General features: G+C 30.6%; 12 protein-coding genes and 1 pseudogene. 6 read left to right on the top strand and 7 right to left on the bottom strand.

What is annotated here, in order from left to right; genetic code table 11:
* The first annotated feature begins 51 nt into the window (after positions 1-51).
* Entirely contained in the window at positions 52-681 is a 630-nt protein-coding gene (locus ACKVOD_RS03135) for a LuxR C-terminal-related transcriptional regulator (protein ID WP_409208024.1), read from the top strand.
* Here the strand turns inward: ACKVOD_RS03135 and dnaG are convergent.
* Entirely contained in the window at positions 678-2,657 is a 1,980-nt protein-coding gene (dnaG, locus tag ACKVOD_RS03130) for a DNA primase (RefSeq protein WP_409208023.1), read from the bottom strand. The two genes, ACKVOD_RS03135 and dnaG, sit on opposite strands and share 4 nt — an antisense overlap.
* A 271-nt stretch (positions 2,658-2,928) precedes the next feature.
* Between dnaG and ACKVOD_RS03125 the strand changes: the two genes are divergently transcribed.
* The gene (locus ACKVOD_RS03125) at positions 2,929-6,096 is read left to right on the top strand and encodes a PAS domain S-box protein (RefSeq protein WP_409208022.1); all 3,168 of its coding nucleotides are present in this window, start codon (positions 2,929-2,931) and stop codon (positions 6,094-6,096) included.
* Between the two features lie 388 nt (positions 6,097-6,484).
* On the opposite strand, the gene ACKVOD_RS03120 is transcribed toward ACKVOD_RS03125, so the two are convergent.
* Both ACKVOD_RS03120 and ACKVOD_RS03115 read right to left on the bottom strand, forming a co-directional pair.
* Positions 6,485-7,249 carry a response regulator gene (locus tag ACKVOD_RS03120; protein WP_409208021.1) on the bottom strand — a complete coding sequence of 255 codons (765 nt, stop codon included), beginning with the start codon at positions 7,247-7,249 and terminating at the stop codon, positions 6,485-6,487.
* A gap of 669 nt (positions 7,250-7,918) precedes the next feature.
* Positions 7,919-8,092, bottom strand: coding sequence for a hypothetical protein (locus tag ACKVOD_RS03115; RefSeq protein ID WP_409208020.1), 174 nt, complete (start codon positions 8,090-8,092; stop codon positions 7,919-7,921).
* A 294-nt stretch (positions 8,093-8,386) separates the two neighbouring features.
* On the opposite strand from ACKVOD_RS03115, the gene ACKVOD_RS03110 reads away from it, so the two are divergent.
* Positions 8,387-9,472: a response regulator gene (locus ACKVOD_RS03110; protein ID WP_409208019.1), complete on the top strand. Its 1,086-nt coding sequence runs from the start codon at positions 8,387-8,389 to the stop codon at positions 9,470-9,472.
* Between the two features lie 5 nt (positions 9,473-9,477).
* Here ACKVOD_RS03110 and ACKVOD_RS03105 read toward each other — a convergent pair whose 3' ends face one another.
* Positions 9,478-10,455, bottom strand: a complete 978-nt coding sequence (locus ACKVOD_RS03105; protein WP_409208018.1) for a polyprenyl synthetase family protein — start codon at positions 10,453-10,455, stop codon at positions 9,478-9,480.
* 229 nt (positions 10,456-10,684) lie between these two features.
* Between ACKVOD_RS03105 and ACKVOD_RS03100 the strand changes: the two genes are divergently transcribed.
* Positions 10,685-11,557 (top strand): hypothetical protein, encoded by an 873-nt coding sequence (locus ACKVOD_RS03100; protein ID WP_409208017.1) that lies wholly within the window; start codon positions 10,685-10,687, stop codon positions 11,555-11,557.
* A gap of 54 nt (positions 11,558-11,611) precedes the next feature.
* On the opposite strand, the gene rlmN is transcribed toward ACKVOD_RS03100, so the two are convergent.
* A complete protein-coding gene (gene rlmN, locus ACKVOD_RS03095; protein ID WP_409208016.1) occupies positions 11,612-12,655 on the bottom strand; it encodes a 23S rRNA (adenine(2503)-C(2))-methyltransferase RlmN in 1,044 nt (347 codons plus the stop codon).
* Positions 12,656-12,752: 97 nt separating this feature from the next.
* On the opposite strand from rlmN, the gene ACKVOD_RS03090 reads away from it, so the two are divergent.
* On the top strand, positions 12,753-13,394 hold the full coding sequence (locus ACKVOD_RS03090) for an O-methyltransferase (RefSeq protein ID WP_409208015.1): 642 nt from the start codon (positions 12,753-12,755) through the stop codon (positions 13,392-13,394).
* Here the strand turns inward: ACKVOD_RS03090 and ACKVOD_RS03085 are convergent.
* Both ACKVOD_RS03085 and ACKVOD_RS03080 read right to left on the bottom strand, forming a co-directional pair.
* The gene (locus ACKVOD_RS03085; RefSeq protein ID WP_409208014.1) at positions 13,387-13,950 is read right to left on the bottom strand and encodes a phosphatase PAP2 family protein; all 564 of its coding nucleotides are present in this window, start codon (positions 13,948-13,950) and stop codon (positions 13,387-13,389) included. The two genes, ACKVOD_RS03090 and ACKVOD_RS03085, sit on opposite strands and share 8 nt — an antisense overlap.
* On the bottom strand, positions 13,950-14,330 hold the full coding sequence (locus ACKVOD_RS03080; protein WP_409208013.1) for a twin-arginine translocase TatA/TatE family subunit: 381 nt from the start codon (positions 14,328-14,330) through the stop codon (positions 13,950-13,952). The genes ACKVOD_RS03085 and ACKVOD_RS03080 overlap by 1 nt, the downstream gene beginning before the upstream one ends.
* Positions 14,331-14,515: 185 nt before the next feature.
* On the opposite strand from ACKVOD_RS03080, the pseudogene ACKVOD_RS03075 reads away from it, so the two are divergent.
* A pseudogene (locus tag ACKVOD_RS03075) lies at positions 14,516-14,610 on the top strand (TetR/AcrR family transcriptional regulator); the annotation flags it as partial.

The raw sequence follows: 14,610 nt of genomic DNA, 5'->3' as shown, positions 1-14,610 counted from the left end.
ATTAATTGTTTATTTACATTTTATTAGTTTAATAATTTAAAATCTAAGATTATGATTAAAGTTTGTTTAGCAGATTCACATCCAGTTGTTCATTTTGGGGTAAAATCTTATTTTAAAGAACATGATAGCATTTCTATAGCAGCTAATGTCGGAAGCTTTTTAATGATTAGAGACATTTTGCTTACCAAAGAAGTAGATATTTTGATTTTGGATTTAGAAATGGATGGACTTTCAAGTATTTTTGAAGTAAAGTCTATTTTGAAAAATTTTAATAAAACAAAAATCATCATTTACAGCGACCTTTCAGAGCAAGTATACGCACCAAATGCCATTAAAGCTGGCGTTTCAGGTTTTATATCCAAAAAAGAAAAACTTGATACATTGGGACAAGCAATTATTAAAGTAAGTCAAGGAAAAATAATCCTTAACGAAACTGTTAAGAAAAATCTTGATTTAATTGCAAAACAAAAGAAAAGTGAACGTTTGTACAGAAAACTGTCTAATCGTGAAGTTGAAGTTTTGCGCTATTTAAGTGATGGAAAGAAAAATAATGAAATCGCCGTTATTCTTAATCTTAACGAAAAAACTATTAGCACCTATAAATTAAGACTTTTGCAGAAATTGAATGTTACTAATCTAGTAGATTTGGTCAACAAGGCAAAAACGCTTGAAATAGTTTAGGTAGTGCTTCTAGACATTACCCTTCCTAATTTTTTCGCAAAAGAATTGATTAGTTTGTAATAATCCATAGCCATAGCCATAGACTCCATATTATCTGAATCAGGTTCAGTTGATATAGAGTTTTTTATTTCTTCGATTATTTTATCTACAAGATGCCATCGCAATGTCAAAATTGTTTCAGAAACGTATTGACTAATGGATTCATTTTTTGTTTTTGGAAAAATATTCTGACCTTCCCAATTGTGCAAAAATAACCTTTCATCTTCCATTAAAATATCGGTTACTTCTTGAGCAAATTCAGGTTGTAAATGCATTAAATATTGCTCAATATTAAAATTCTCATTTTGATGAAAATAAGAAATTAAATTATTGAATATATCTCTAAATAAAGGATTAGCCAACTCTACTTCATCTTCTTGCAAACTTAAAAATATTCTTTGATATACTTTATAATCCTTTTTTTCAGTTATATACTCAATTTCTGCTTCTTGATTTGTTTTTAAAAGCACATCTTCAAATTCCTCCGTTTTATTTCCGTACAGCAATAGAATTTCGATGATCTTTCGTTCTAAACTATAGAGAATGTCGAATTTTTCAATCTGAATAGGCGTTTCGTTTTTAACAACTTCAAAGGCTCTTTGCTCCTGCTTTTGCTTTTTTCCAAGGTCTGAAATGTCCTTTTGAACCAATTGAGACAAGGTACTTACTAGAACTTGTTCGGAAATTTCCATAATTCGAGAACACTCCTGAATATAAATTTCTCGCTGAATTCTGTCCGGAATTTTCGAAATACTCACCACCATATCCCGAATTAAATCGGCTTTTTTTATCGGGTCGTTTTTCGCATCATTCATCAACAACGATGCTTTAAATTGGATAAAATCTTTAGAATTTTCATCTAAATATTTGACCAACTCTTCGTAAGGCGTTTTCTTGGCAAAACTATCCGGATCTTCTCCGTCAGGAAAAGCACAAACTTTCACATTCATTCCTTCTTCGAGAATCAAGTCGATTCCCCGAATGGAAGCACGCAATCCCGCAGCATCACCGTCAAAAAGAACAGTAATATTTTTCGTCAATCTGTTAATTAATCGGATTTGGTCGGGTGTCAATGCCGTTCCTGAGGAAGCCACAACATTTTCTATTCCCGCTTGATTAAACTGGATAACATCAGTGTAACCTTCGACTAAATAACAATTATTTTGTTTGGCAATGGCTTGCTTGGATTGAAAAATCCCATACAAAACCTTACTTTTATGGTAAATATCACTTTCAGGTGAATTAAGATATTTTGCTGCTTTTTTATCATTGCCCAAAATTCTTCCTCCAAAACCCAAAACCCTTCCCGACATACTTTGGATGGGAAACATCACGCGACCTTTGAATCTATCAAACGGTCTGTCGTCTTTTGGAATTGTCAATCCGGTACTTTCCAGAAACTCTAATTTATAGCCTTTTCCCAGTGCTTCTTTGGTAAACGCATCCCAAGTTTCATGCGAATATCCAAGAGCAAATTTCTTTATTGTTTCATTGCTAAAACCTCTTTCCTTGAAATAAGAAAGCCCAATAGCTTTACCTTCTTCAGAATGTAAAAGCGTATTGTGAAAATAATCTTTGGCAAATTCAGAAACCAAGTACATACTTTCGCGAACATCCGTATTTGCTTTTTCTTCATCGGTTTGTTCGGTCTCTTCAATTTCGATATTGTACTTTTTAGCGAGATATCGAATGGCTTCTGGATAGGTGAAATGGGAATGTTCCATCAAGAAAGCCACAGAATTTCCTCCTTTTCCAGAACTAAAATCTTTCCAAATTCCTTTCGCTGGCGAAACCATAAACGAGGGTGAACGCTCATCAGAGAAAGGACTTAATCCCTTGAAGTTGCTTCCGGCACGTTTCAATTGTACAAAATCGCCAACAACCTCCTCTACTCGAGCAGTTTCGAAAACAGTATCTATAGTGGCTTTTGAAATCAATTTATGTGTTTTTGAAAGCCAAAGTTACAAAGTTTAGCCCGACTAAATTATTTATTGCAACAAATAAAATTAAATTTAAATCTTAAGCAATAATACAATTTAAATTTAAAAAAATTTAAAAATAAGCTGTTCTGATTTGATATTTCGGAAACTATAAAGACATTATAAATAGACAAATTGTCATATACCTAAGTAACGAATTAAATGTTATTTTTACATCACTAAATTAACCAAATCTTAATAATTATTTCCCAACAAATCTATTATTAAAATGAATCAAGAAACTCGCAAAATATCTGACTGCATAAATTTTGAGCATGAGTTCAAGGACACCCTTTCATTCATTTCGGAAATATGTGAAGTTCCGTTTGCATTTATAACCCATCGTGATTCTAGCGATACACTAACTATAACAAAAATAAGCTTTGATGCTGCGTCCATCCCTAAAGAGATTTTACTTTACAATCAGAATGTCATTAAACAGAGTGCCGTTATAAAAATTTCTGACCTAAAGAAAGACTCGAAACATCAATCTGATAATTCAAATCTTTCGGAATCTGAGTTCTGTTTTTTTGTGGGATTACCCATCCTTGATGATCAAAATGTAGCAGTAGGATCAATTTGCATTTTCGATTTGAAAGCTAAAGAACTCTCAATCGCTCAATTAAGATCCTTGGAATATGCTGCCAAACAAATTAGTTGCAAATTAGAAGCAATTGAACAAAATAAAGTTCAGTCAAATACAATAAGGGAGAAAGAAACCCAATTTCAATTATTCATTGACAATTCAAAAGAAATTTATTACGAACTTAACACAGAAGGAATCATCAGCTATGTGTCGAAAAATTGGACTGCTTTTCTTGGGCATGAACTCCACGAAGTGATAGGCAAAAACTACAGCTTGTTTTTGCATCCTGAGGATTTGAAAATAGTTACTGCTTATTTAAACAATACAATTGAAATAGGGAAAATTGAAAATGAGATTACCTATAGAATCTTGCACAAAGAGGGCCATTATACCTGGCACACTTCTAGTTTAAAATTATCTGAAAAAAATGGGGAAATTAATTATATTGGGAATTGTAGAGACATTACGGAACACATTGAAATACAACAAAAAATTTCACAACAAAAAGAATTTTATGAAAAAATACTAGATCAAATCCCAACAGATGTAGCTGTTTTTGACCAAGATCACAGATACCTATATCTGAATCAAGCTGCCATAAATGACGTTGAGCTTAGAGCGTTTATCATAGGAAAAGATGATTTTGAATATGCGAAACATACTGGACGAGATGATTCCTCAGCAACAAAAAGAAGGGCAAAATTTTTGCAAGCTATGGAATCTAAAAATTTGATTCAATGGGAAGACAGTATCACTAGTCCATATAATGGCTTAACCTCTTATCACACTCGAAAATTGAATCCCGTTTTCCATAAAGATGGTACTTTTGAAATGATGATTGGATTTGGAGTTAATATCACCGAAAGCAAAAAAGCAGAACAAGAAATCCTTAAAAGCAAGCAACTGCTTAATAGTATTATTGACAATGTTGCTGTTGGAATAATAATCCAAAATCCTCAAGCTGAAGTTATAGAGACCAATAAGTCCGCTTGTGAAATGTTAGGCATTACAGAAAATCAATTAATTGGTATGACTTCGTTTGACGAGTACTGGAAAGTATTTCATATTGATGGCTCTAATTTTCTTCCCGAAGAGCATCCTGCACTTAGAGCAATCAAATTCTTGAAGCCAGTAAAAAATGTAATTATGGGGGTATATCGCCCTGTTTCTATGGATATGGTTTGGCTTCTAGTTGATGCCGTTCCTGTATTTGATGATTTAGGAACATTGCTATATGTTGTATGTTCGTTTAATGATATCACTGCACTTAAAAAACTGGAAGATGAATTGCGGCAAAGCGAAGCTAAGTTTAAAGGAGCTTTTGAATATTCGCCAGCAGGAATGGCGTTAGTAGACGAAAAAGGGTATTATATCGAAGTCAACGATAAGCTTTGCAAAATACTGGGCTATTCGAATCAAGAAATGAAATCCTTAACATTTCAAGAAATCACTTATTTTGAAGATTTAGCCTTAGACTTAGAATATAAAAAAAGTTTAGATTCAGGCAAAACAACCAACTTCAACTCTGAAAAAAGGTTTATTAAAAAAAATAACGCTCTTGTATGGACAAATATTTCTGTCTCTTTGGTCAAAAAAAACAAAAATGAAATCTACTACATCGTTCAAATTATTGACATCACTGAACGAAAAAAAATAGAAAATCAAAATAAATTATTAATTGAAGAAAATAATAAAAACAGAGCTATTCAACTAAATGAAGCTAAAAACAGGTATCGTTTTTTAGCTGAAAATTCTGTTGATTTAATATGTTTGCATACGTTAGATACTACTTTTCAATATGTTTCTCCTTCGGTGGTCAATATCTTAGGATATAATCCTGAAGATATGGAAGGAAAATCTCTTTTAGATTTTGCCCACCCTGAAGATTTGAAAGACCTCGAAGATAGTTTTACTGATTTTATTGATGAAAAAGTAAATGACACCACTATTGCAAGATTTAGGAATAATGAAGGTAAATATATTTGGCTAGAAACGAAGGCAAATATTATAAAAGAAAAAGATATAAAAACAGGGTTTCAGTCTAGCAGCCGAGATATAACGACAAGGAAAGAAGAAGAAGAAATTATTGAAAAAACACTAATAAAAGAAAGAGAACTTAATGAATTACGGTCTAATTTAGTTTCTACCGTTTCCCACGAATTTAGAACTCCAATGACAACCATAAGAACAAGTGCTGAACTGATTTCTATTTATCTTGAAGGTCAAACTTTTGAAAAAAAACCGCGATTAGAAAAACAATTAAGAACTATCTCTGAAGAAATTGATAGAATAGTTGAACTGATGAATTCTGTATTAACTATTTCAAGAGACGATGCTGGAAAAACTAACTTCAACCCTGTTCAATTTGATTTAAAACAACTATGTCTTGAGGTAATTGACACTAGTTATAACAATCAAAAGGACGGCAGTAAAGTGCAACCATTTTTTAAAGGTACAAATTTTATTGTTTTTGCCGATAAAAACCTAATGACTTATTCAATTTTTAATTTGTTAAACAATGCCTTCAAATATTCCGTAGGGTCAGGCGATATAAAACTAATTCTTTCTTTAATTTCATCAAAAGTTATTCTTGAAATTATTGATTTTGGAATAGGTATTCCTGAGGATGACCAACAAAAACTATTTAATACTTTTTTTAGAGCTAGCAACACTAACGGTATTTCAGGAACTGGTCTAGGACTTTATATTGTTAAAACATTTACCGAAAAGAATTCAGGGTCTATTCAATTAGAAAGTGTTTTGGGAAAAGGAACTAAAGTAACCTTGGTTTTTCCTAGTTTAAAACTATAAATATCTAACATAAACTAATTGATAACCAAAAATAAATAACACTATTTGATAATAATTAGGTAAACGGTATATCAATGTGCACTAAAACAATGAAAACCTATAAAAGTTAAGATTAAAAACTAATTTCAATTATATACTTGATACTAAGAGAAGTATTAAAAAAATCTAATTACAAGAAAATTAAAAAATATTTTTCAATATAAAATAAACTAAAAAACGTAAATTCTAAATTCTCACCTAAACAACCTATTATAAACCTATTTTTTTCCCGAAAAATAAAAATTAATAAGTTGTAAATGTGTGAGACTATTTAAAAAAAATAAATTTACAAGAAAAAATAAAGGAAAAATTTGTTTTAACTGATAAGCTAAAAAAAAATCCTAATAAGTTAATTTTTTTGAATTGATTTAATATAATCCCTAGTAGTAAGGCCAACATAGGATTTAAAACTTGTTGAAAAATAAGACAACGAATTAAATCCAGTTTGATCTACTATGAACTGGATGTTTTTTTCTCCTAAATCAATAAGTCTAATTGCATATTCCAATTTAAACTCTCTTATATATTGGGATATGTTTTTATTTGAGAGCTTTCTAATTCTTTTATCCAATGTTGATCTGCTAATAAATAGTTCCTTTGATAATTCATCAACATTAATCTTCGACCTCATATCCTTCAATAAAAACTCATTGATTCTTGTTAAAAAATCTTTCTCGGATAAATTTATACTAACTTTTGAGAAAGGATCGACCTTGAATTTTTTTTCTATATTTTTTTTGAAATTTAATAGATTCCTAATTTTTAAAATTAATTCTTTTGGATTAAAGGGTTTCATTATATAATCATTTACACCGTTCTCCAAATGTTTATATTTCATTATATCATCCACATTGGCGGTAATAATAATAAAAGGAATTGAGTTGAATTCAGGTTTTTTTCGAATATTTATATACAATTGTTCTCCACTCATATTAGGCATCATCATATCACTTATAATAATATCTGGAATATTTGCAAATAAATATTCCAACGCCTTTACCCCGTCAAAAAACCAATTTACATTAAAATCACTCAATAATAACAACTCAGAAATCGAACTACCTAAAGCTAAATCATCCTCAATTAAAACTATCTTATTTATGTTTTTATTCATTGCACTAAAATAACTATTCTGATTATATTCATACAACCTTTTTTTTTTAATTATTAACAGTATTTAAAAATAATGATATTTGTATATTAAAATTTATAAACATATGAAATTAATTTATTGATAATTTGATTTTAGAAAGATCATAATATCCGGTATTTTACTTGGCCAATTTCATGTAAAAATATCGTTATTGTAGTCGTTTAAACTTTTATTTTATTAAATTTTTTTAGTGCAATTATTATGAAAGCTACATAATTAAAGTCCAGCCGACTAGCTATTGTTGTGTCAAATCTATTTAGTAACAAACTAAATCTGTCCACTCAAAGATTTGTTCTCTCAATTTTATAGCGCTCATTATACAGTAATTGGTCAAAATATTCATCTCTATCTGTATCTCCATTTCTTGTATTGAAACAAACATTAGCGTTTATTTATTTTTTCTCACAACATAGTCTAAACTCTTTAGAATAAAACCTGCATCAGCATTTAAAAAAAGTCCGTCAACTGGGATATTTGCTTGTTCTAATGTTACTGTTACTACTTCAAACTAGACTTCCAATATTATAAAGGTCGTTATGGCTAACAGCTATTGGGTTTGAAATGACTAATGGCAAACCCCGTCTATCGCTCAAATAAAACGCATTAGTTGTTTTTACGTTTCCTTCTGCCTTAATATTCGGCTTCTTCGCCTCCTCTGATTGCAGAAGTATGACTGCCATCAAAATCAACACTCGAAGGGTCAAATTTTGATTTATTCTTCTCTAAAATATTTATCCAACTTTTCTTTAAAAAATCTGTTCTACACCATTTACGATAATGATAATAAACCGATTGCCATGTCAACAAATTATCATCAAATAATTATTATTTTATAAGCAGTTAATGGTGTTGAACAGCTTTTTTTAACTTATTAAGAACCGCATTTACGATTTTTTTATGAAGGAACTGTTGTTTGAAAACCTCATTTTTCTAAAGTAAACTAAGAACAATCTCACTTTTTTATTATATCTTTGTAGATTACAATCTTTATAAGAGTTAATTTTTAAATGATTATGTTTTACATCACAAATTTCGTCAACCCTTTTATATTTACAAAATAAGTTTAAATTACTTCATTTCATAAATCCAAATTAAATAATGCAAAAAAATAAAATCCTTTTAGTTGATGATGAATTAAATTTAACAGAGACTATAAGCGAATTGCTTATTCATAATAATTACGATGTTAAGTGTGCAGCGAATGGACAAGTTGCTTTAGAGATATTAAATCATTGGATTCCTGACATAATTATAAGTGATATAATGATGCCCATTATGGATGGTTATAAATTTCAGGAAATTGTAAATGAATCCAAGTTACTAAACCAAATTCCTTTTATTTTTTTGACAGCAAAAAATGATGTCGATGAAATCGAAAAATGTTCCCTTAGAGGTATTGATTATTTCATTACCAAACCATTTAAAACAGATGATTTAATAAAAATTATACAAGTAAAAATTGAAAGATTTGAAAAAATAAAAGATACCTACAACACCCTTAATTTTAGTTATGAAAGTGGTTTTATAGCTGAAATCAACAGGCCTTTATATGGGATTTTAGGAACAATTGATCATTTGATAGAATCCAAAAATAACTTAGAGCAAAATGAAATTGATTTGTTTTATAATTCTATAAAAACATCTGCAAAAAAACTAAACAGGGCTATAAAAAATTCAACACTCTACCAAAACCTAAAAAACAATAAACTTGAATTTGATGATAATTTTCATACCGAAATATCAAATTGCTTTTTTAATATAAAGGATGAAATAACTAATACAGATGAAAAACAGGCTAATAGAATATTTTCCTCTATTGATCATTCAAATATAAAAATTAAAGAAGATTATTTACAATTTATCCTTTTTGAACTAACAGATAATGCATTAAAATTTTCCAAAAAATCTAAAAAAATTATTATTACAGGAAAAAAATATAATGAGGAATATTATGAGCTTAAAATAGAAGATTTTGGCATAGGGTTTAGCGATGACGAATTAAAAAAAATAGATGTAAATCAACCATTTAAACACGACCGGACGAAACAAGAAGGAATTGGATTAGGGCTCTTCATAAGCAAGATCTTAACAATAAAAGCTGGAGGTGTTTTCACAATTATTTCGCAAAAGAAATTTGGAACAATGATAAAATTATTTTTTCCTCTACATATAAAAAAGCAATAGCATTATCATTTTCTCCTTTCAATAACATAATTCACCATCAAAATCAAGGCGTCTTTAAACTCTGATTGAGGGTAATTATCCAAAAGCAAAAGTGCTTCTTGATGAAATTGTTGCATTTTTTGTTCTGCATAAATCAAGCCGTTGTTATCCTTTACGAAGGCAATAACTTCTCTCACTCGTTTTTTGTCTTTGTTATGATTTTTTATGGAATTGATCAGCCACGATTTTTCTTTAGAAGTACAATTATTTAATACATGAATCAGTGGTAAAGTCATTTTTTGCTCTTTGATATCAATTCCTGTGGGTTTACCAATGGCTTCTTCACTATAATCAAATAAATCATCCTTTATTTGAAAAGCCATGCCTATGAGCTCTCCAAATTTCCGCATATTCTCTACCTGAATTTCATCTTCAATTACTGATTTTGCTCCAAGTGCACAACATGCAGCAATAAGTGTTGCCGTTTTTTTTCGGATAATTTCATAATAAACCGTTTCGGTGATGTCGAGTCTTCTGGCTTTTTCTATCTGCAATAATTCTCCTTCACTCATTTCGCGAACTGCTACAGAAATAATTCGAAGCAAATCAAAATCGCCATTATCGATAGAAAGCAATAAGCCTTTGGACAATAAATAATCCCCAACAAGAACTGCTATTTTGTTTTTCCAAAGTGCATTAATTGAGAAAAAACCTCTTCGACGATTACTGTCATCTACCACGTCATCATGAACTAATGTTGCAGTATGAATTAATTCAATTACACAGGCTCCGCGGTATGTTCTTTCGTTTACAATTCCCGAAGAAACCATTTTAGAAGTCAAGAAAACAAACATCGGCCGCATCTGTTTTCCTTTTCGATTCACAATATAATAGGTAATTCTATTTAACAAAGCCACCTTTGAAGTCATCGATTCATAGAACTTTTTTTCGAAAAGTTCCATCTCATTTAGGATCGGCTGTTTTATTTGAGAGGTAATATTCATATGGATTTCAAAGATACTTATTTCAAATAAAACTTTAGCATCTATTTGAAAGCTGTTAGTAAAGAAAACATATTCTGTTTTAAATATTAAGTTTACTTAATTCTATGAAATAAATGTTACTAATAGACGTTTAAGAAATTATATATCATTTTTAATAAAAAAAAATAGTTTGATATTAAACCATTTATTAATTCTGTAATCTTAAATTAAAACCTTAAATATTTATATCATGAAAACTAAATTTTTATTATTCGTCGCCTTGTTTTCCATCACGTTTTTTATTGGTTGTTCGACCAATGAATCTGTTGATGTGCCTTTAACTTCTAGTATAATTACAAATGATGACGTTATTGCCAATTCAGAAATTGATACCTCCTTAGATGATGTCACAATTATTGCTGAAGACCAATTTTCAGTTCAGCAAAGTTTAACCACCAAGACAAGTGGCCCCGTAAAAAGCATCTTACCTCTTTGCGCTACAATTAACACTGTAGTTGGCACAGATTCGTATACGAAAACTATCGATTTTGGAACTTTGGGTTGTACTATGCCAAACGGAAATGTTTTGAAAGGAAAAATTATTATTAGTTTTTCTAAAAGCACTACCTTAGGTTTAAAAACTATTTCATATGTGCTTGAAAATTTCTATCACAATGACAAATTGATTGAAGGTAATAAAACCATTACTCACGAAATGAAAAGTACCGAATTGTTAGCCACAGTACATTCTGTATCAACCCACTCTATTGATGTAAAGGTAACCTTTCCTGACGGAAAAGTGTATACAAGAATTGGAACTCGGGTTAGAGAAATGACCGAAGGATTTGCAACGGTTGGAAACTGGGAAGATAATGTTTTCTTGGTTTGGGGATACAACATTACAACTTTTCCTAACGGTTCAAAATACACTAGTACTATAAAAACACCATTGCGATTTAATTCAAGCTGCAAAATGCCTTTTCCTGTTAGCGGTATTGTTGAAATAACAAAAAATGATGACCTAGCCACCTTAGACTATGGAAACGGCGAATGCAATAATTTGGCGACTATGGCTACTAATGGCGAGTCGAAAGTAATTGAACTCAGGAGAAATAAAATGTAAATCTTGCAGATTAAAAAAAGAGGTTTTCGCCTAGTAGTGCGAAAGCCTCTTTTTTTATGCTTCTTTGTTTGCTAATTGACCACAAGCGGCATCTATGTCTTTGCCCCTGCTCCTTCTCACTTTTACAACAATTCCTGTGGTTTCTAGTGCTTTGATATAGGCATTTATAGATTCTTCAGACGCTTGTTGAAACTCACCATCATCGATAGGATTGTATTCTATCAAATTGACTTTGCAAGGCACGTACTTGCAAAATTTCACCAAGGCATCGATAGAGGCTTTGTTATCATTAATCCCTTTCCAAACCACATATTCGTAAGAGATTTTAGATTTGGTTTTTTTGTACCAATATTCGAGAGATTCTCGCAATTCCGATAAGGGAAAATTAGCACTAAAAGGCATAATTTTAGACCTAATTTCGTCTATCGCAGAATGTAGTGAAACGGCTAATTTAAATTTTACCTCATCATCTGCCAATTTTTTTATCATTTTAGGCACTCCAGATGTAGAGAGCATAATCCGTTTTGGTGACATTCCCAAACCTTCGTTTGAAGTAATCATTTCGATGGCTTTCAACACATTGTTATAATTCATTAGTGGTTCGCCCATTCCCATAAATACAATATTCGACAAAGGATGATTGTAATACAAACGACTTTCTTTGTCTATAGCAATAACTTGATCATAAATTTCGGCAGGTTCTAGGTTTCGCATTCTTTTTAGACGTGCGGTGGCACAAAAATTACAATCCAAGCTGCAGCCTACTTGACTAGAAACACAAGCGGTTGTCCTAGTATTTGTAGGGATCAAAACACTTTCTACTACCAAACCATCGTGTAAACGCACAGCATTTTTTACAGTTCCATCTTCAGAACGTTGCATCGTATCCACCTTAATGTGATTGATGACAAAGTTTGATTCTAGTATAAATCGTGTTTGTTTTGAAATATTGGTCATATCATCAAAATGATGTGCGCCCTTGCTCCACAACCATTCATAAACTTGATTGCCACGAAAAGCCTTGTCTCCATTGGTGACAAAAAAATCACGTAATTGTTCTTTTGATAAAGCTCGTATGTCTTTTTTATCGATTTGCATGCGGCAAATTTAATGACTATTTGTTGATTTATTTCATCAATTCGCATAAATGCTCGTCTGTTGATTTGATAATTTAATAACTTTGCCAAAAAAAATAATGCATTTCATTTCCCAAGAATTAGAAGATTATATCGCCAATCACTCCCAAAAAGAACCTGAATTACTAAAATCTTTAGATAAAGAAACTTATCAAAAAATTTTATTGCCTAGAATGCTGAGTGGTCATTTTCAAGGTCGAGTTTTGAGTATGTTATCGAAACTAATTAGACCTATGAATATCCTCGAAATCGGAACCTATACTGGCTATTCGGCTTTGTGTTTGTGTGAAGGCATGCAAGAAAATGGTAGGCTTCATACGATTGACATCAAAGAAGAATTGGTTGATTTTCAGCGAAAATATTTTAACCAATCGGCATGGAAAAATCAAATCGTTCAGCATTTAGGTGAAGCAATTAATATTATTCCCGCTTTAGACCTACAATTTGATTTGGTTTTTATAGATGCCGACAAGGAAAATTACATCAACTATTTTGAATTGATTCTTCCAAAAATGAACAAGGGAGGTATTATTCTTTCTGATAATGTCTTGTGGAGTGGGAAGGTTTTAGAACCTATCCAACAAAATGACATCAGTACCAAAATTTTATTGGAGTACAATCTATTATTGAAAAATGACCCTAGAGTTGAAACAGTTCTGCTGCCCATAAGAGACGGCCTAACCGTTTCGAGAGTTATTTGATTTGCGTTCGAGAAAAAAAATAGGAATACAATTTAAAAAACAAAATTCCTGTAAAAATTCCAAAAACATAACCCGTAATAATATCCGTTGGATAATGGACTCCTAGATAAATTCGGCTATACGCAAAAATCAATGGATATAAAAAAATAAGAAAGCTGTATTTATAGTGTTTTTTGAGAATTAAAAACAAAAAAGTCATAGTTGCCAAGGAATTAGCTGCATGACCAGAAAAGAAACTAAATGTTTTAGAGTGATGTACAATTCTGATGAGACTGCTAATTTCTGGATTATTACAAGGCCTAAGACGCTCAAAAGTAATTTTACAAAACTCAACAGATTCATTACAAACTAATAATAACAAAGCAATAAAAAAGATAACGATTCCGAGATTTTTTAAACCTTTTTTTTTGAAAATTAAGTAACCTAGTAATATAAAAAAAGGAGCCCAGTATACTTGTTTTGTAATGATTAACCAGAGGTTATCAAAGGCTGGAGAGCCAAGGCTGTTTAAATAAATAAATAATTGGGTATCTAAAGCTATTATTTTTTCAAGCATTATTTTTTTCGTTTTATAGCACCTAAACTATCTACAATATCATCGGTAACTTCTTTGAATTCAGTTGTTGTTTCTTGTACTATTGTATTAGAAGATACATCAATGTCTTCGGTAAACTTGGAATAATTGCCCACAATAGATTTTTTTGTTTCATCGATTTCTGAAGTAAAATTTTGAGTAAAAGCGGTAAGACTTTTTGGATCAAAACCATTTGCTTCAGATCCTTTCTGAATTTCACTTTTGATATCGTTGGTAGCATTCTTTAACTGCGCCATAGCTTTACCCATTGTCCTTGCCATTTCTGGTACTTTGTCCGAGCCAAAAAGCATTAAAATAATAAATAAAATAAAAATTAATTCGCCACCGCCTATACCAAACATAATATGTTTTTTTAAAACACAAAGTTACAAAGTTGTGCAGTTACAAAATAGTGTAATTTGAAAAATAATTAAAATTATCTAATTCAAAAGTATAAATTGATTTTAATAATCGTATAATTAAAAATATTGTTAAAATTTTCAATACTGAAAGTATTACTATTATATTTGCACAAAATAATTTCAATATGAAAGAAATATTATCAACCATCAAAATACAAGTCAACAATAAAATTTATGTCAAAGACCCTGAGACATCTGTTTTAGGTAAAAAAATTATTGA

The organism is Flavobacterium sp. (assembly GCF_046155325.1).
In the GTDB taxonomy this organism is placed as follows: Bacteria; Bacteroidota; Bacteroidia; order Flavobacteriales; family Flavobacteriaceae; genus Flavobacterium.
This window is presented reverse-complemented; position numbering and strand designations above follow the sequence as displayed.